We start from the raw sequence: 17,288 nt of genomic DNA, 5'->3' as shown, positions 1-17,288 counted from the left end.
GGGGTCGGAAGAATCGTGGAGAAACTGATCGCGCTGCTCATCGCGGCGCCCCTGCTCGGAGCGGCCGTCCTTCTGGTCGGTGGCCGGCGCCTGGACCGCGTCGGCCACTGGATCGGCACGCTCCTGTCGGCCGCCTCCTTCGTGTTCGGCCTCGTCCTCTTCGCCGACCTCCTCGGCAAGGGCGCGGAGCACCGCACCCTGACGCAGCACCTGTTCAGCTGGGTTCCGGTGGCCGGTTTCCAGGCGGACGTCACCTTCCGCCTGGACCAGCTGTCCATGACGTTCGTCCTGCTCATCACGGGCGTCGGCTCGCTGATCCACCTGTACTCGGTCGGGTACATGGAGCACGACGAGCGCCGCCGCCGCTTCTTCGGCTACCTGAACCTGTTCCTCGCGGCGATGCTGCTGCTCGTCCTCGCCGACAACTACCTGCTGCTGTACGTCGGCTGGGAGGGCGTCGGTCTCGCCTCGTACCTGCTGATCGGCTTCTGGCAGCACAAGCCCAGCGCCGCCACGGCCGCGAAGAAGGCCTTCCTGGTGAACCGGGTCGGCGACATGGGCCTGTCGATCGCGATCATGCTGATGTTCACCACCTTCGGCAGCTTCGCCTTCGGTCCGGTCCTCGGCCACACCGGTGACACCTCCGAGGGCAAGCTCACCGCGATCGGCCTGATGCTGCTGCTCGCCGCCTGCGGCAAGTCCGCCCAGGTTCCGCTGCAGTCCTGGCTCGGGGACGCCATGGAGGGCCCGACCCCGGTCTCGGCCCTCATCCACGCGGCGACGATGGTGACCGCGGGCGTCTACCTGATCGTCCGCTCCGGCGCGATCTTCAACGCCGCCCCCGACGCGCAGCTGGCCGTCACGGTGGTCGGCGCGGTCACGCTGCTGTTCGGTGCGATCGTCGGTTGCGCCAAGGACGACATCAAGAAGGCACTGGCCGGCTCGACCATGTCGCAGATCGGCTACATGGTGCTCGCGGCGGGCCTCGGCCCCATCGGCTACGTCTTCGCGATCATGCACCTGGTGACGCACGGCTTCTTCAAGGCCGGGCTGTTCCTCGGCGCGGGCTCCGTGATGCACGGCATGAACGACGAGGTCGACATGCGCCGCTACGGCGGCCTGCGCAAGTACATGCCGGTCACGTTCATCACCTTCGGCCTCGGCTACCTCGCCATCATCGGCTTCCCCGGCCTGTCGGGCTTCTTCTCCAAGGACAAGATCATCGAGGCGGCGTTCGCCAAGGGCGGCACCGAGGGCTGGATCCTCGGCGGCGCGGCCCTGCTGGGCGCGGCCATCACCGCCTTCTACATGACGCGCGTGATGCTGATGACGTTCTTCGGAGAGGAGCGGTGGCGCAAGGCCCCGACGCCGTCCCCGGCCGAGCCCAGCGTGGAGCCCGCCGCCGAGACCCGGGGCGAGCACGCCGAACCGCACCCGCACGAGTCCCCGAAGGTCATGACGATCCCCATGATCGTCCTCGCCGTCGGCTCGGTCTTCGGCGGTGCCTTCTTCAGCATCGGCGACCGTTTCCTGCACTGGCTGGAGCCCGTCACGGGCCACAGCGAGGGCGACTCCCCGCTCAGCGCGGCGACCGTCACCGGAGCCACCATGGTCTGCCTGGTCGTCGGCGTCGCCATCGCCTGGGCCCAGTACGGCCGCAAACCCGTCCCGGCCGTCGCCCCGCGCGGCTCCCTGCTCACCCGTGCGGCCCGCCGCGACCTGCTCCAGGACGACTTCAACCACGTGGTCCTGGTGCGTGGCGGCGAGCACCTGACGCGCTCCCTGGTCTACGTCGACCACACCCTGGTCGACGGCGTCGTCAACGGCACGGCGGCCGGCTTCGGCGGCCTGTCCGGACGGATGCGCCGGCTCCAGAACGGCTTCGCCCGCTCCTACGCGGTCTCGATGTTCGGCGGCGCGGCGCTCCTGGTCGCCGCGACCCTGCTGATGAGGGCGGTCTGATACCGATGTCCTTTCCCCTGCTGACAGCGACGGCGGCGCTCCCGGCCCTCGGGGCGGTCGCCACGGCCGCCGTACCGGCCGCCCGGCGCACCGCCGCCAAATGGCTGGCGCTGACCGTCTCGCTCGCCACGCTCGCCCTGGCGATCACCGTCCTGGTCCGCTTCGACCCGGACGGCTCCCGCTACCAGCTCACCGAGTCCCACGCCTGGATCAAGGACTTCGGTGTCAGGTACGAACTGGGCGTCGACGGCATCGCGGTCGCGCTGATCGCGCTGACCGCCGTACTGATCCCGTTCATCGTCCTCGCGGGCTGGCACGACGCCGACCCGCTGGAGACGGGCAGCCGGCGCTGGCGGCCCACCCAGGGCTTCTTCGCGCTGATCCTGGCCGTGGAGGCGATGGTGATCATCTCCTTCGAGGCCACCGACGTCTTCCTCTTCTACATCTTCTTCGAAGCCATGCTCATCCCGATGTACTTCCTCATCGGCGGCTTCGGGGACCGTGCCCACGAGCACGGCGAGGAGGCGGCCGCCACGCAGCGGTCGTACGCGGCGGTGAAGTTCCTGCTCTACAACCTGGCCGGCGGTCTGATCATGCTGGCCGCGGTGATCGGCCTGTACGTGGTCGCCGGGAACTTCTCGCTCGCGCAGATCGCCGAGGCCCGCGCGAACGGCTCGCTGCACATGGCGACCGGTACCGAACGCTGGCTGTTCCTCGGCTTCTTCTTCGCCTTCGCGGTCAAGGCGCCGCTGTGGCCGCTGCACACCTGGCTGCCGAACGCCATGCAGGAGTCCACCGCACCGGTCGCCGTCCTCATCACCGCGGTCGTCGACAAGGTCGGCACCTTCGCGATGCTCCGCTTCTGCCTCCAGCTGTTCCCGGAGGCGTCGAAGTGGGCGACGCCCGTCATCCTCGTCCTGGCGCTCATCAGCATCGTCTACGGCGCGCTGCTCGCCGTCGGCCAGCGGGACATCAAACGCCTGGTGGCCTACGCGTCGATCTCGCACTTCGGCTTCATCATCATGGGCATCTTCGCGATGACCAGCCAGGGCCAGTCCGGCGCCACGCTCTACATGGTCAACCACGGCATCTCCACGGCCGCCCTGATGCTGGTCGCCGGCTTCCTCATCTCCCGGCGCGGCTCCCGGCTCATCGCGGACTACGGAGGCGTGCAGAAGGTGGCCCCGGTGCTCGCCGGCACCTTCCTGATCGGCGGTCTGGCCACCCTGTCGCTGCCCGGACTGGCGCCGTTCGTCAGCGAGTTCCTGGTCCTGGTCGGCACGTTCACGCGCTACCCGGTGATCGGCGTCATCGCCACCTTCGGCATCGTCCTCGCCGCGCTGTACACGCTGGTGCTGTACCAGCGGACGATGACCGGCCCGGTGCGGCCGGAGGTCTCCGCGATGCCCGATCTCCGCGTGCGCGAGCTGGTGGTCGTCACCCCGCTGATCGTGCTGCTGATCTTCCTGGGTGTCTATCCGAAGCCGGTGACGGACATCGTCAACCCGGCGGTCAAGCAGACCATGTCCGACGTCCAGAAGAAGGACCCCAAGCCCGAGGTGGAGGCGGCCAAGTGAGCGCACCAGCCGTCCACAGCCTGTGGACAACCGCGGCCGAACCGATCTCGAAGATCGACGCGCCGAAGATCGAATACGGACAGTTGTCGCCGACGCTGATCGTCATCGGCGCCGCGCTGGTCGGGGTGCTCATCGAGGCGTTCGTGCCGCGCCGGTCCCGCTACTACGCGCAGGTGTTCGTGTCCGTCGTCGCCCTGTGCGCCGCGTTCGCCGCGGTCGTCGCGCTCGCGGCGGACGGGTTCGGCACCACGAAGGCGCACATCGCGGCGATGGGCGCCATCGCGGTCGACGGCCCGGCCCTCTTCCTGCAGGGCACGATCCTGCTGGCCGGCCTGGTCGGCCTGTTCACCTTCGCCGAGCGGCGCCTGGACCCGGCGGCACACGGCAACCGGGTCGACTCCTTCGCCGCGCAGGCCGCCTCCGTCCCCGGCAGCGACAGCGAGCAGGCCGCCGTGAAGGCGGGTTTCACCACCACGGAGGTCTTCCCGCTGCTGCTGTTCGCGGTCGGCGGCATGCTGATCTTCCCGGCGGCGAACGACCTGGTCACCCTGTTCGTGGCCCTGGAGGTCTTCTCGCTGCCGCTGTACCTGCTGTGCGCGCTGGCCCGCCGCAAGCGGCTGATGTCGCAGGAGGCCGCGGTCAAGTACTTCCTGCTGGGCGCGTTCGCCTCCGCGTTCACCCTGTTCGGCATCGCGCTGCTGTACGGCTACGCGGGCTCGATGTCGTACGCGCGCATCGCCCAGGTCGTCGACGGCACGGTCACCGACGTCGACCCGGCCCTCGCCAACACCATGGGCAACGACGCGCTGCTGCTGATCGGCGGCGCCATGCTCCTGATGGGCCTGCTGTTCAAGGTGGGCGCGGTGCCGTTCCACATGTGGACGCCCGACGTCTACCAGGGCGCGCCCACCCCGGTGACCGGCTTCATGGCCGCGGCGACGAAGGTGGCCGCGTTCGGCGCGCTGCTGCGCCTGCTGTACGTCGTCCTGCCCGGGCTGCGCTGGGACTGGCGGCCGGTGATGTGGGCCGCGGCGATCATCACCATGCTGGGCGGCGCGGTCGTCGCCATCACCCAGACCGACATCAAGCGGCTGCTGGCGTACTCGTCCATCGCGCACGCCGGTTTCATCCTCGCGGGTGTGATCGCCACCTCGAAGGACGGCGTGTCGTCCGTCCTCTTCTACCTGGCGGGCTACTCCTTCGTCACGATCGGCGCGTTCGCCGTGGTCACGCTGGTGCGCGACGCGGGCGGCGAGGCGACCCACCTGTCCAAGTGGGCGGGCCTCGGCCGTCGCTCCCCGCTGGTGGCGGCCGTCTTCGCGGTGTTCCTGCTGGCCTTCGCCGGTATCCCGCTGACCTCCGGGTTCGCGGGGAAGTTCGCCGTGTTCAAGGCGGCGGCGGACGGCGGCGCGGCCCCGCTGGTGGTGGTCGGTGTGATCTCCTCGGCCATCGCCGCGTTCTTCTACATCCGCGTGATCGTGCTGATGTTCTTCAGCGAGCCGCGGCCGGAGGGCCCGACCGTCGCCGTCCCGTCCCCGCTGACCATGCTCGCGATCGGCCTGGGTGTGGCCGTGACGCTGGTCCTCGGCGTGGCGCCGCAGTACTTCCTGGATCTGGCGAACCAGGCGGGGGTCTTCGTGCGCTGACGCCCGCGCCACCCGCGCCGCTGCCCGGCACGCCCGTTCAGGGTGCCGGGCAGCGGCATGTCGTGGTCACTGATTCCTGTCGCGGCGCGTCTTGATCCGGGTGAGGTCGAGGTCCATCGGAAAGGGCACGTCCAGCTTCATCCGCTCGCGGAAGATGCCGGTGCTCGTGTAGGTGCCGGTCGTCGGCTCCAGCTCGAAGACGTGCACCGCGGCCCGCCCGTTCTCGTTCTCGACCCGCCAGTAGTGGGGGATCTTGGCGCGGGCGTACTTCAGGGGCTTGGTCTCGCGGTCGCGGGAGACGGAGTCCTCGGAGACGACCTCGATGGCCATGACGACGACGTCAGCTGGGAAACGCGTCTCGTTCGGGCCCACCTCGTCCGCACGCACCACCACCACGTCCGGCTCGGGCCTGTTCTGACGGTCGATGTCGATCGTGAACTCGCGGACGACCTCAAGATCGGCTGGGGCCAAGGACTGAAGCTGCCACTCGAAGAAGCTCACAGTGCGCGAGTGAAAGAAGGTCTGCGGACCCACGAAGACCAGGCTCCCGTCGATCAACTCCGTGTGCGGAGGAAGATTCGGGAGGCGGTCCAGGTCGTCGGCGGTCCATCCGCCCTTCGGCGGAGTCGGCCAGCTGGGCGTGGACGCCTTCGGTGCGACGCTCATCGGTGCTCCCATGGGGACGGAGTCTCGCCGGTGCGTTCAGACTATCGGCCCGAAACGGGCGGGTCTCCCGCGAACGTGTGAACGACAGTCGTGTCCTTGACGTGCGCTTCTCCGGCTGCCCTGTGGACAACTCCGGGACTGTCGGTCCGGACCCCTATGGTGGAGGCAGCGGTCGAGAGACGACACACGGGGGACCGGCGGGGGACAGGACGATGGGCGTGACGGGCGGGATCAGCGAGATGACACAGGTGACCGAGGGGCCGGGAGCGACCGACAGCGAGGCGCTGGCCACGCTGCACCGGGTCTTCGGATACGACGCCTTCCGGGGCGAGCAGCAGGAGATCATCGAGCATGTGGTGGCGGGCGGCGACGCCGTCGTCCTGATGCCGACCGGCGGCGGCAAGTCGCTGTGCTACCAGATTCCGGCCCTGGTCAGGCCCGGTACGGGCGTGGTCGTCTCGCCCCTGATCGCCCTCATGCAGGACCAGGTGGACGCCCTGCGCGCCCTCGGTGTCCGCGCCGGCTTCATCAACTCCACCCAGGACTTCGACGAGCGGCGCATGGTCGAGGCCGAGTTCCTGGCCGGCGAGCTCGACCTGCTGTACCTGGCCCCGGAGCGGCTGCGCGTGGACGCCACGCTGGACCTGCTCTCCCGCGGCAAGATCTCCGTCTTCGCGATCGACGAGGCCCACTGTGTGGCCCAGTGGGGCCACGACTTCCGCCCCGACTACCTCACCCTCTCCCTGCTCGGCGAGCGCTGGCCGGACGTCCCGCGGATCGCCCTCACCGCCACGGCCACCCGCGCCACCCACCAGGAGATCACCCAGCGGCTGAACCTGCCGACGGCCCGGCACTTCGTCGCCAGCTTCGACCGGCCCAACATCCAGTACCGGATCGTGCCCAAGGCCGACCCCAGGAAGCAGCTGCTCGCCTTCCTCCGCGAGGAGCACGCGGGCGACGCCGGCATCGTGTACTGCCTCTCGCGCAACTCGGTGGAGCGCACGGCCGAGTTCCTGACCGCCAACGGCATCCAGGCGGTGCCCTACCACGCGGGCCTGGAGGCGGCCACGCGCGCTGCGCACCAGGCCCGCTTCCTGCGCGAGGACGGCCTGGTCGTGGTCGCGACCATCGCCTTCGGCATGGGCATCGACAAGCCGGACGTGCGCTTCGTCGCCCACCTGGACCTGCCCAAGTCGATCGAGGGGTACTACCAGGAGACCGGCCGGGCGGGCCGCGACGGCCTGCCGTCCACGGCGTGGATGGCGTACGGCCTGAACGACGTCATACAGCAGCGCAAGCTGATCCAGTCCGGCGAGGGCGACGAGGCGTTCCGCCGCCGGGCCGCCGCCCACCTCGACGCCATGCTCGCGCTGTGCGAGACCGCCCAGTGCCGCCGTGGCCAGCTGCTCGCCTACTTCGGCCAGGATCCCGAGGCCGCGGCCTGCGGCAACTGCGACACCTGCCTCACCCCGCCCGAGACCTGGGACGGCACGATCGCCGCGCAGAAGGTGTTGTCCACGGTGGTGCGGTTGCAGCGGGAGCGCGGGCAGAAGTTCGGCGCGATGCAGATCGTCGACATCCTGCTCGGCAAGCGCACCGGCAAGGTGATCCAGTTCGACCACGACCAGCTGTCCGTCTTCGGCATCGGCCAGGACCTCTCCGAGGGAGAGTGGCGCGGGGTCGTCCGCCAGCTGCTGGCCCAGGGGCTCCTCGCGGTCGAGGGGGAGTACGGCACGCTGGTACTCACGGAGGCGAGCGGCTCGGTGCTGCGGCGGGAGCGCGAGGTGCCGCTGCGCAAGGAGCCGAAGAAGCCGGCCGCCTCCCGGTCGCGCTCCACCGGCTCCTCGGGGGGCGACCGCAAGGCCAAGGCCGTCGCGGCCGAGCTGCCCGAGGCGCTGCTCCCCGCCTTCGAGGCCCTGCGGGCCTGGCGCGCCGAACAGGCCCGGGAACAGGGCGTCCCGGCGTACGTCATCTTCCACGACGCCACCCTGCGCGAGATCGTGACCCGGTGGCCCGGCTCGGTGCGGGAGCTGGGCACGGTGAACGGCGTCGGCGAGAAGAAGCTGGCGACGTACGGCGAAGGGGTGATCCAGGTGCTGGCCTCCCTGGACGGGGATGCATCGGCGGCCGCGGACACCCCGGACGCAGACAGCCGGGACGCCGCCGACACCCAGGACGCCGACTGGCCCGACCCGGTGGACGAGCCGGAACCGGACGACTGGATGTAGGCGGGGTGGCCGGCGACGCCCAGGGGGAGCACCAGGCAGTGCCGCCGGCCCCTCAGGACAGTGCCGTCAGACCCGGGGCGAAGGTGATCAGCAGCGGGAGCAGCGGCACCAGCGCGGCCACCGTCGTCGTCAGCGCCCGGTGCCGGCGCAGCAGCCGGGGCGGCGGCTCCAGCAGGCGGTCGACGCGCTCGCCGAGGAGGCGGCGGCTGGAGTCGCAGGACAGCACCCCCCGGTGCTGGTTCAGCTCGATCAGGGCCAGGGCCGTGGTGAGGTGGCCGCAGCGCCGGGAGGCCGTGTCGTCGGCGGCCAGCTCGACCAGGCGGTGCGTCTGGTCGCAGAAGTGGGCGAACAGCGGCACGCGCGGGAAGCCCGTGGCGAGGGCGGTGGACAGGTGCAGCAGCCAGTCGTGATGGGCGCGGGCGTGCCCTCGCTCGTGGGTGAGGACGGCGTCCAGCTGAAGGTCGGTGAGGCGGTGCAACGCCCCTGTGGTGACGACCAGTTGGGGCCGGTGTCCCGGCATCCACCAGGCGTCCGGGTACTCGTCCTCCAGCACCAGCATCGGCCCGCGCGCCGCCGGCAGCCCGGCCGGCAGCTCGGGCGCGCGCTCGCGCAGGTGCGCCCGGGCCTGGCCGCGGCTGCGGCGGGCCTCGACGAGTTCGCGGGCCAGCATCGCGGTCGTCCAGGCGGCCCCGCAGGCCAGCAGCACGGTGAGCGCGGCGGCCCACAGCGGCACGGTGGACAGGTCGTAGGCGGCCGTGACGGCGGGCGGCGCGGGCGCGAACACGCGGTCGCGGACGGTGTGGAAGACGGCCGCCGCGCCCAGGACGAGCGCGGTCAGGCAGCACAGCAGGACGGTGGCGACGAGGCACTGCCACACCCACAGCGCGACCACGGGTTCCCGCTCGGGCCAGGCCGCACGGGTCAGCGCGCGCGGCGCCGGTACGGCGGCCGTCAGGGCGACGACGCTCAGCAGGAGCAGGCAGACAGTCATGCCGGGGCTCCGGTTCCTGGTCGGAGAGTGGGCGGGTGACGGTGGTGCCGGGCACGCGTCACGCGACGGCGGCTCGCGCGTGGTGCGTGTCCCCGTCAGTATGACGAAGACGGGCGGCCGGAGTCAGGTGCCGGCACCGATCCGCCGGGACCGGCCCGCGCCCGCGCCCGCCGTCGCCGCGCCCGCCCGGCGAGCTGTCCGACCCGCCCGGTGACCCTCCGCGGGGTCAGGCCGGCACGACTCGCCCGCCGACCTCGCCCAGCCCGACCCGGGTGCCGACCGGGCCCGGGGCCCATGCCGACAGGGTGACCACGTCCCCGTCCTCAAGGAAGGTCCGCTTGCCGTCGGGGAGTTCGAGGGGGTCGCGGCCGTTCCAGGTCAGTTCCAGCAGGGAGCCGCGCTGGCGTTCGGTGGGGCCGCTCACCGTCCCCGAGCCGTACAGGTCGCCCGTGCGCAGCGAGGCGCCGTTCACGGTCATGTGGGCGAGCTGCTGGGCGGCGGTCCAGTACATGGTGGAGAAGGGCGGTTCGGAGACCACGTGGCCGTTGACCGCGACCGAGATGCGCAGGTCGTAACCGCCGGGCTCGGTGCCGGGCGCCGAGTCGTCCAGGTAGGGCAGCAGCGGGTGCGTGCGCTCCGGCGGCGCCACGCGCGCGTGCTCCAGCGCCTCCAGCGGTGTGATCCACGCCGACACCGAGGTCGCGAAGGACTTGCCGAGGAACGGGCCGAGCGGGACGTACTCCCAGGCCTGGATGTCGCGCGCGGACCAGTCGTTCAGCAGGCACAGCCCGAAGACGTGCTCCCGGAAGTCGCCGAGCGCGACCGGGGAGCCGAGCCGCGACGGCACGCCCACGACGAAGCCGACCTCGGCCTCGATGTCCAGCCGGATCGAGGGGCCGAACACGGGCGCGGGGTCGGCCGGGCCCTTGCGCTGTCCGGAGGGGCGTACGACGTCCGTGCCGGAGACGACCACGGTGCCGGAGCGGCCGTGGTAACCGATCGGCAGGTGCTTCCAGTTCGGGGTGAGGGAGTCCTCGGCGTCGGGGCGGAAGATCCGGCCGACGTTGCGGGCGTGGTTCTCCGAGGCGTAGAAGTCGACGTAGTCCGCGACCTCGAAGGGCAGGTGCAGGGTCACCTCGGACAGGGGGTGGAACAGCGGCTCGAGGGCCGTGCGGTGCGCCGGGTCCGTGACCCAGGACGTGACGGAGCGCCGTACGTCCGACCAGGTGGCGCGGCCGGCGGCCAGCAGGGGGTTGAGGGTGGGCCGGGCGAGCAGCGGCTGGTGGGGCGAGCCGAGCGCGGCGGCCGCGGCGCCCGCGTCGAGGACGTGGTTCCCGAGCCGGACGCCGATCCTCCGCTCCGTGCTGCCGGAGGGCGCGAACACGCCGTAGGGGAGGTTGTGCGGACCGAAGGGGTCACCCTCGGGGACGTCGAAGGGGGGCATGGGGTGCTGCCTCACTCTCATCCGGGCCATGCATGGCACTGCGTTCCATGTGGTCGGGCCACACGTTACGGCCGAGCCGCGTGTCTTGGGCAGTGCCTCACCAGGGGCCCGGCAGGTCTGGACCGAGCGCTGTCCGTCGCGCCGTCAACGGTGAGCGGCCGGGCGGCGGGCGGCACGTAAGTGCGGGGAATGACAGGTGAGTCGGCGGGGCGTGCTGTCCGTATTCTCTGATCATGGCACCCACCCCGGCATATGCACTGATCGCCACCGACCTGGACGGGACGCTGCTGCGCGGCGACGACACCGTCTCGGACCGGTCCCTCGCCGCGCTCGCGCGGGTGGCGCGGGCCGGTGCCCGGCACCTGGTGGTGACGGGCCGCCCGGCCCCGCGGGTGCGGCCGCTGCTCGCGGACCTCGGCGGTGCCGGGCTCGCGGTGTGCGGGCAGGGGGCCCAGGTCTACGACGCCGCGACCGACCGTCTGTTGTGGTCCGTCCGGCTGGACCGGGAGCTGGCCGAGACGGCGCTCGGCAAGATCGAGGCGGAGGTGGGGGAGGTCTACGCGGCGGTCGACCAGGACGGCGTGGACGGGCTCACGCTCATCGAGCCCGGTTACCGGATGCCCCACCCGACACTGCCCGCGGTGCGGGTCGGCCGGCGGGACGACCTGTGGTGCGCGCCCATCAGCAAGGTGCTGCTGCGGCACGCCACCCTGTCCGACGACGAGTTGGCGGCCGTGGCCCGGGCGGCGGTGGGCTCGCTCGCGTCGGTCACGATGTCGGGGCCCGGCACGGTGGAGCTCCAGCCGTGCGGGGTGACGAAGGCGACCGGGCTGGCGCGGGCCGCGGAACGGCTCGGGATCGCCGCCGAACGGGCCCTCGCGTTCGGCGACATGCCCAACGACATCCCGATGTTCGACTGGGCCGGGCGCGGTGTCGCCATGGCCGGCGCCCACCCGGAGCTGAAGGCGGTGGCCGACGAGATCACCCTGTCGAACGAGGACGACGGCGTCGCCGTCGTCCTCGAACGACTCTTCCCGACCGGCTGACGGGGACACCGGCAGCGCCCGGTCAGGTCGTCGGCCGGCGCCCGGCCGGACCGCCGGTGCCGGTCAGTACGCGCCGAACACGTTGTCGATGGACCCGTACCGCGCGGCCGCGTAGTTGCAGGCGGCGGTGATGTTGGCGACCGGGTCGTAGATGTCGAAGGACGTTCCGGCCACGTGGTACGCGTTGAACGTCGGGTCGATGACCTGGAGCAGTCCCTTGGACGGGATGCCCTTGGCGGCGTTGGAGTCCCAGAGGTTGATGGCCTTCGGGTTGCCGGAGGACTCGCGGATGATGTTGCGGTGGATGCCGTTGTAGGTGCCCGGGATGTGCTTCTCGGCCATGATCGCCAGCGACTCGCGGATCCAGCCGTCGAGGTTGTTCGGGTAGCCGGCGGGGGTGGTGGCGGCCGTGGTGGTGGTGCTGGGGGCCGCGGAGGCGTCCGCCGCGCCGATGAGCGGCAGGGCGAGGACGGCGGCACCGGTGCCGACGGCGGTGAGCGCGCGGACGAGGCGGCTGTTCCGGGTACGGCGGGGCTGGGCGACAGCAGACATGGGGGCGTTCCTCTCCGACGCCTGCGAGGTGAGCTGTCGGGTTCGGGCGGGGAGGCGCCCTGCCGTGCTCCTGACGGAGGCATGGCTTCACCCCTAGCCGTCCCGGCGCGGCGTGTGCCGTTCCGGACCGGCGGCTTACCTGGGTCCCCCGCTCCTGCCGTACGAATGAGTTCGTCGATGGGTATGCGGGCGGCGGCAGGATTCGGCGTCCGCCCGACGGCCCGGAACGTATGCGAGAGCACATGTCGGGAACAAGGCCCGGATTCATACAACGTGCGATTTGACCTTGATCGACGCCGTATGAGGTACTTGATCCTTTGCGGTTGCCAATCCTCAACTCGCCGATACGGCAAGGGGTGCGCGAGGGTCGGGCGTGCCCGGCGGCCCCGTCGGGCACGTGACCCAACTCACGAAATAACAAACACTTTTAAATCGGACATGAGGGAATAAGGGGATTCGCACCTGAAGTCGGGGTGATGGTGGAACCCGGCGTGTGCGGGGCGTCGCCGCCGAGGCGAGGGTGGAGTGTCCGGATTACTCTTATATGGATAAAAATCCGCTCACACTGTGTGATCAAAACCATGCCGGTCATGATCCGGTATCGCCCGGGCTGGACCGGTGGGCGCTATCGGTGATCGAAAGAGGACCGGATACGCTGACTTGAGTGATGGCAGCGACCTATCGACAAACCGTGTAACCGCCAGCAGACACCAGCAGACAGGAGACCCCTCGTGACCGTCGTCGGGCCGTTCGGGCTGAGCGTGCGGGACCAGGCTCTGGAAGCCGATGTCCAGGCCGGATTGGCGGCTGTCGAGGAAGGCTTGCTCGAAGCCACCAAGAGCGAGGTCCCCTTCATCACGGAGGCGGCGCAGCACCTGGTGCGGGCGGGCGGGAAGCGGTTCCGGCCACTCCTCGTGATGCTCGCGGCCCAGTTCGGCGACCCCTACGCGCCGGGCGTCGTGCCCTCGGCCGTGGTCGTGGAGCTGACCCACCTGGCCACGCTGTACCACGACGACGTCATGGACGAGGCGGCCGTACGGCGCGGCGTGGACAGCGCCAACACCCGCTGGGGCAACTCCGTCGCGGTCCTCACCGGCGACTTCCTCTTCGCCCGCGCCTCCCAGATCCTCGCCGACCTCGGTCCCGAGGCGGTCCGGGTGCAGGCCCTCGCGTTCGAACGGCTCGTCACCGGCCAGATCCTGGAGACCGCGGGTCCCTCGGACGGCCGAGACCCGGTCGAGCACTATCTGGACGTGCTCGCCGGCAAGACGGGCTCCCTGGTGGCGGTGTCGTGCCGGTTCGGCGCGATGATGTCCGGCGCGGACGAGACGGTCGTCGACGTCCTCACCCAGTACGGGGAACGGCTCGGCGTCGCCTTCCAGCTCGCGGACGACGTCCTGGACATCGCCTCCGACTCCCACGAGTCCGGCAAGACCCCGGGCACCGACCTGCGGGAGGGCATCGCGACCCTGCCGGTGCTCCGGCTGCGCGAGCGGGCCGCCCGGCTGGGCCTGGCCGAGGACGTCGCGCTGTGCGCGCTGCTGGACTCCGACCTCAGCGACGACGCCCGGCACGCCGAGGCGCTGGCCGCGCTGCGCGCGCACCCCGCGCTGGAGCAGGCCCGCCGGGATACCGTGCGGTACGCGCAGGAGGCGCGGGCCGCGCTCGCCCCGCTGCGCGAGTGCGATGCCAAGGCGGCGCTGATCGAGCTGTGCGACGCGGTCGTGCACCGCGCCGGCTGACCAGGCCGGTCACCCGTACGGGCCCCGGCGTCCGGCGCGACCCCTACGGGTCGGGCGGCGGAACCGCCGCCGGGTGTCATACCGCAGGTGTAGACGGAGTTGGCTCCGAGGTCTGACGCTTGTCCACAGCCGATTTGGTCAGATGGACACCACGGAAATCACCACTCCTCACCGTTTCGGGTGAGAATGGCGGCTCAGGGTGGACCAGCGGACCAGCGTGAGGACAGCCGCCGCCGACGACGGAGGTAAGGCACACATGGCACCGTACGAATCCGACGACGCAGTGGGCGCCGCGCAGGACGAGCACCCGCGCTCCGGCCGGCGCAAGGCCGCCCGGTACGCCGTGCCGGTCGCGGTGGTGGGGGTGGCGGCGGCCACGATCGGGCTGGTCCCGGCGCTCGCCGACTCCGGTGACCCCGACCTGCCGAAGATCAGCGCCCAGCAGCTCATCGAGAAGATCGCCACGTCGGACGTGCAGCGGCTGTCCGGCACGGTGAAGGTCAGCACCGACCTCGGCCTGCCCGACCTCGGCGGCCTCGAGAACGGCCTGATGTCCGGCTCGGACCGGGGCGGCTCCGGCGACGGCTCCTCCGCCGACCCGAAGGCCAAGCTCACCGAGCTGGTCTCCGGCACGCACACCCTGCGCGTGGCGGCCGACGGCCCCGACCGGCAGAAGCTGTCGCTGCTGGAGAGCGGCGCCGAGTACAGCCTGATCCACGACGGCAAGGACGTCTGGGGCTACGACAGCAAGAGCAACGAGGTCTACCACGCCACCGGGGCCGCCTCCGGCAAGGGCCGCGACGCCGAGCCGCCGGCCACGCCCAAGGACTTCGCCGACGAGGCCCTGAAGTCGGTGGACGACACCACGTCCGTCACCGTCGACGGCACCGCCCACGTCGCCGGGCGCGACGCCTACAAGCTGCTGATCCGGCCCAGGCAGTCCGGCACCACGGTCGGCGCGATCAGCATCGCCGTGGACGCGAAGACGGGCATGCCGCTGAAGTTCACGCTGACCCCGAGGAGCGGCGGCGCCGCCGTGCTCGACGCGGGCTTCACCCAGGTCTCCTTCGCCCGGCCCGCCGCCTCCACGTTCGACTTCACGCCGCCCAAGGGCGCGAAGGTCACCGAGGAGAAGGACGCCGCCGGTGCCCGGGAGCACGCCCCGGAACACGGTGGGGACCTCGCCGGGGGTCTGGAGGGCAAGGACGGGCTGAAGGTGCTGGGCAAGGGCTGGACGTCCGTCGCCACCTTCGACACCGGCGCCAAGGGCGGCGTGCCGACCGGCTCCCAGGGCGGTGAACTCGGCGGCTTCCTCGGCTCGCTGGGCGACCCGGTCTCCGGGAAGTTCGGCAAGGGCACGGTCTTCTCCACCCGCCTGGTCAACGCCCTGATCACCGACGACGGCAAGGTCTACGCCGGCACGGTGACCAAGGAGGCCCTCGTGAAGGCGGCCGACGCCGGGAAGTGACCTACCCGGCACGCCGCAGCGGATGAGACGAACCGGACGAACCGAGGGGAGCCGATGGACGAACCGTCCGCCACGCAGCCGGAGCCGGGCGACACGACGGCGAGTGTGATCGCCACGCGCGGCCTCACCAAGCGCTACCGCGGCGGACAGCTCGCCGTGGACGGTCTGGACCTGACCGTCCCGGCGGGCAGCGTCTTCGGCTTCCTCGGCCCGAACGGCTCCGGCAAGACCACCACGATCCGCATGCTGATGGGCCTGATCGAGCCGACAGCGGGCACCGCCCGGGTGCTCGGCCGGCCCATGCCGCGGTCGGCCCGTACGGTCCTTCCGCAGGTCGGCGCCCTCATCGAGGGCCCCGCCCTGTACGGCTTCCTCTCCGGCCGCGACAACCTGCTGCGCTACGACGCCGCCGACCCGACCGCCGACCCGCGCACCCGGCGCGCCCGCGTCGCCGCGGCGCTGGACCGGGTCGGTCTCGCGGCCGCCGCCGGCAAGAAGGCGAAGGCGTACTCGCTCGGCATGAAACAGCGGCTCGGACTGGCCGCCGCGCTGCTCCAGCCGCGCAGACTGCTCGTCCTGGACGAGCCCACCAACGGCCTCGACCCGCAGGGCATGCGCGAGATCCGCACCCTGATCAGGGAGTTGGCCGCCGACGGCACGACCGTCTTCCTCTCCTCCCACCTCCTCGACGAGATCGAGCAGGTGTGCACCCACGCGGCGGTCATGGCACAGGGCCGGCTTGTCACCCAGGGCGCGGTCGCCGACCTGGCCGCCGGGGCGCGCGACCGGCTGGTGGTCACCACCCCGGACCCGGCCGAGGCGGCACGCGTGCTGAAGGAACTGGGCGTCGGGGACGTGCTGGCGGACGGGGACCGGGTCACCGGCGAGCCGCCCGCACGGGATCTGGCCGACGTGACGGAGGCCCTGGTCACGGCGGGCGTCAGAGTCCGGGGTCTCACCGTCGAACGGGCCTCGCTGGAGGACGCGTTCGTGGCGCTGACCGGGGAGGGCTTCGATGTCGCGGGCTGATGTGGTCCAGGCGGGCGCCGGGCGCCGGCCGAACCCCTTGTGGACCCTCGGGCTGTTGCGCAGCGAGCTGGTCACCACCGTCCGCCGCTGGCGCACACTGGCCCTGCTCGGGGTGCTGGCCGCGGTGCCGGTGCTGGTCGGGATCGCCGTGAAGATCGAGACGCGGGGCGGCGGACCGGCGGGCGGAGGCGGTGAGGGCCCGGCGTTCATCTCGCAGATCACCAACAACGGCCTGTTCCTGGTGTTCACCACGCTGGCCGCGACCCTGCCGTTCTTCCTGCCGATGGCGGTCGGCGTCGTCGCGGGCGACGCGATCGCCGGGGAGGCCGGCGCGGGCACCCTGCGCTATCTGCTGGTCGCCCCGGCCGGCCGCACCCGGCTGCTGCTCACCAAGTACGCGACGGTACTGGCCTTCTGTGTGCTGGCCACGCTGGTCGTCGCCGTCTCCGCGCTGCTCGTCGGCGCGCTGCTGTTCCCGCTCGGCGAGCTGACGACGATCTCCGGCACCCGGATCAGCTTCGCCGAGGGGCTCGGCCGCGCCGTGCTGATCGCCCTGGTCGTCGCCGCGTCACTGGTCGGCGTGGCGGCCCTCGGCCTGTTCGTGTCGACGCTCACCAACAGCGGCATCGCGGCGATGGCCACCACGGTGGGTCTGCTCATCACCGTCCAGATCGTCGACCAGATACCCCAGCTGCACGTGCTCCAGCCGTATCTGTTCTCGCACTACTGGCTGTCGTTCGCCGACCTGATGCGCGACCCGGTCTACTGGGACGACCTGGTGAAGAACCTCGGTCTGCAAGGGTTGTACGCGGCCGTGTTCGGCGCGGCGGCCTGGGCAAGGTTCACGGCCAAGGACATCAACGCCTAGGGTCTTTCGTTCGGATCAGGCCGGATCAGGGCCGGCGAGCCCGGCATGATCCAAACGAAAGACCCTGGC

At 71.3% G+C, this 17,288-nt stretch carries 13 protein-coding genes and 1 riboswitch; of the genes, 9 read left to right on the top strand and 4 right to left on the bottom strand.

Annotated features, from left to right (window positions below; genetic code table 11):
- The first annotated feature begins 15 nt into the window (after positions 1 to 15).
- From nuoL to nuoN, 3 genes are read left to right on the top strand one after another with little or no spacing between them, the layout of a single operon-like run.
- Positions 16 to 1,962 (top strand): NADH-quinone oxidoreductase subunit L, encoded by a 1,947-nt coding sequence (gene nuoL / locus AB0946_RS08230; protein WP_366759737.1) that lies wholly within the window; start codon positions 16 to 18, stop codon positions 1,960 to 1,962.
- Positions 1,963 to 1,967: 5 nt separating this feature from the next.
- Entirely contained in the window at positions 1,968 to 3,539 is a 1,572-nt protein-coding gene (locus tag AB0946_RS08225) for an NADH-quinone oxidoreductase subunit M (RefSeq protein ID WP_366759736.1), read from the top strand.
- Positions 3,536 to 5,185, top strand: coding sequence for an NADH-quinone oxidoreductase subunit NuoN (gene nuoN, locus AB0946_RS08220; protein WP_366759735.1), 1,650 nt, complete (start codon positions 3,536 to 3,538; stop codon positions 5,183 to 5,185). Before AB0946_RS08225 ends, nuoN begins: the two co-directional genes overlap by 4 nt.
- Before the next feature lie 66 nt (positions 5,186 to 5,251).
- Here the strand turns inward: nuoN and AB0946_RS08215 are convergent, their stop codons facing one another.
- Positions 5,252 to 5,851, bottom strand: coding sequence for a Uma2 family endonuclease (locus AB0946_RS08215; protein ID WP_366759734.1), 600 nt, complete (start codon positions 5,849 to 5,851; stop codon positions 5,252 to 5,254).
- Between the two features lie 212 nt (positions 5,852 to 6,063).
- Between AB0946_RS08215 and recQ the strand changes: the two genes are divergently transcribed.
- A complete protein-coding gene (gene recQ, locus AB0946_RS08210; protein WP_366759733.1) occupies positions 6,064 to 8,079 on the top strand; it encodes a DNA helicase RecQ in 2,016 nt (671 codons plus the stop codon).
- A 52-nt stretch (positions 8,080 to 8,131) separates the two neighbouring features.
- Here recQ and AB0946_RS08205 read toward each other — a convergent pair whose 3' ends face one another.
- Entirely contained in the window at positions 8,132 to 9,070 is a 939-nt protein-coding gene (locus AB0946_RS08205; RefSeq protein WP_366759732.1) for a M56 family metallopeptidase, read from the bottom strand.
- A gap of 226 nt (positions 9,071 to 9,296) precedes the next feature.
- Positions 9,297 to 10,514 (bottom strand): fumarylacetoacetase, encoded by a 1,218-nt coding sequence (fahA, locus tag AB0946_RS08200; RefSeq protein ID WP_366759731.1) that lies wholly within the window; start codon positions 10,512 to 10,514, stop codon positions 9,297 to 9,299.
- A gap of 233 nt (positions 10,515 to 10,747) precedes the next feature.
- Here fahA and AB0946_RS08195 point away from each other — a divergent pair, with 233 nt between their 5' ends.
- Positions 10,748 to 11,560: an HAD family hydrolase gene (locus tag AB0946_RS08195; RefSeq protein ID WP_366759730.1), complete on the top strand. Its 813-nt coding sequence runs from the start codon at positions 10,748 to 10,750 to the stop codon at positions 11,558 to 11,560.
- 63 nt (positions 11,561 to 11,623) lie between these two features.
- Here the strand turns inward: AB0946_RS08195 and AB0946_RS08190 are convergent, their stop codons facing one another.
- On the bottom strand, positions 11,624 to 12,112 hold the full coding sequence (locus tag AB0946_RS08190) for a transglycosylase SLT domain-containing protein (RefSeq protein WP_366759729.1): 489 nt from the start codon (positions 12,110 to 12,112) through the stop codon (positions 11,624 to 11,626).
- A 5-nt stretch (positions 12,113 to 12,117) separates the two neighbouring features.
- A riboswitch (cyclic di-AMP (ydaO/yuaA leader) is annotated at positions 12,118 to 12,299 on the bottom strand.
- Between the two features lie 544 nt (positions 12,300 to 12,843).
- Between AB0946_RS08190 and AB0946_RS08185 the strand changes: the two genes are divergently transcribed.
- The 4 genes from AB0946_RS08185 to AB0946_RS08170 all read left to right on the top strand — a co-directional run bounded on the left by AB0946_RS08185 (position 12,844) and on the right by AB0946_RS08170 (position 17,219).
- The gene (locus AB0946_RS08185; protein ID WP_366759728.1) at positions 12,844 to 13,854 is read left to right on the top strand and encodes a polyprenyl synthetase family protein; all 1,011 of its coding nucleotides are present in this window, start codon (positions 12,844 to 12,846) and stop codon (positions 13,852 to 13,854) included.
- A gap of 256 nt (positions 13,855 to 14,110) precedes the next feature.
- Complete coding sequence (locus AB0946_RS08180) at positions 14,111 to 15,322, top strand: DUF2092 domain-containing protein (RefSeq protein ID WP_366759727.1); 1,212 nt, start codon at positions 14,111 to 14,113, stop codon at positions 15,320 to 15,322.
- A gap of 54 nt (positions 15,323 to 15,376) precedes the next feature.
- Positions 15,377 to 16,351, top strand: coding sequence for an ABC transporter ATP-binding protein (locus AB0946_RS08175; RefSeq protein WP_366759725.1), 975 nt, complete (start codon positions 15,377 to 15,379; stop codon positions 16,349 to 16,351).
- Positions 16,338 to 17,219 carry an ABC transporter permease gene (locus AB0946_RS08170; RefSeq protein WP_366759724.1) on the top strand — a complete coding sequence of 294 codons (882 nt, stop codon included), beginning with the start codon at positions 16,338 to 16,340 and terminating at the stop codon, positions 17,217 to 17,219. The genes AB0946_RS08175 and AB0946_RS08170 overlap by 14 nt, the downstream gene beginning before the upstream one ends.
- Positions 17,220 to 17,288: the final 69 nt, after the last annotated feature.

Source organism: Streptomyces sp. NPDC046870 (assembly GCF_040704595.1).
Lineage (GTDB): Bacteria > Actinomycetota > Actinomycetes > Streptomycetales > Streptomycetaceae > Streptomyces > Streptomyces argyrophylli.
Note: the sequence above shows the minus strand (reverse complement) of the source record. Positions and strands in the feature narration are given on the sequence as shown.

What these genes read in the sequence shown, in the direction of transcription:
- AB0946_RS08175 (WP_366759725.1), top strand. Translation starts at nt 15,377, where the DNA reads ATGGACGAACCGTCCGCCACGCAGCCGGAGCCGGGCGACACGACGGCG.
- recQ (WP_366759733.1), top strand. Translation starts at nt 6,064, where the DNA reads ATGGGCGTGACGGGCGGGATCAGCGAGATGACACAGGTGACCGAGGGG.
- AB0946_RS08205 (WP_366759732.1), bottom strand. Translation starts at nt 9,070, where the DNA reads ATGACTGTCTGCCTGCTCCTGCTGAGCGTCGTCGCCCTGACGGCCGCC.
- fahA (WP_366759731.1), bottom strand. Translation starts at nt 10,514, where the DNA reads ATGCCCCCCTTCGACGTCCCCGAGGGTGACCCCTTCGGTCCGCACAAC.
- AB0946_RS08195 (WP_366759730.1), top strand. Translation starts at nt 10,748, where the DNA reads ATGGCACCCACCCCGGCATATGCACTGATCGCCACCGACCTGGACGGG.
- AB0946_RS08225 (WP_366759736.1), top strand. Translation starts at nt 1,968, where the DNA reads ATGTCCTTTCCCCTGCTGACAGCGACGGCGGCGCTCCCGGCCCTCGGG.
- AB0946_RS08170 (WP_366759724.1), top strand. Translation starts at nt 16,338, where the DNA reads ATGTCGCGGGCTGATGTGGTCCAGGCGGGCGCCGGGCGCCGGCCGAAC.
- AB0946_RS08190 (WP_366759729.1), bottom strand. Translation starts at nt 12,112, where the DNA reads ATGTCTGCTGTCGCCCAGCCCCGCCGTACCCGGAACAGCCGCCTCGTC.
- AB0946_RS08215 (WP_366759734.1), bottom strand. Translation starts at nt 5,851, where the DNA reads ATGAGCGTCGCACCGAAGGCGTCCACGCCCAGCTGGCCGACTCCGCCG.
- AB0946_RS08180 (WP_366759727.1), top strand. Translation starts at nt 14,111, where the DNA reads ATGGCACCGTACGAATCCGACGACGCAGTGGGCGCCGCGCAGGACGAG.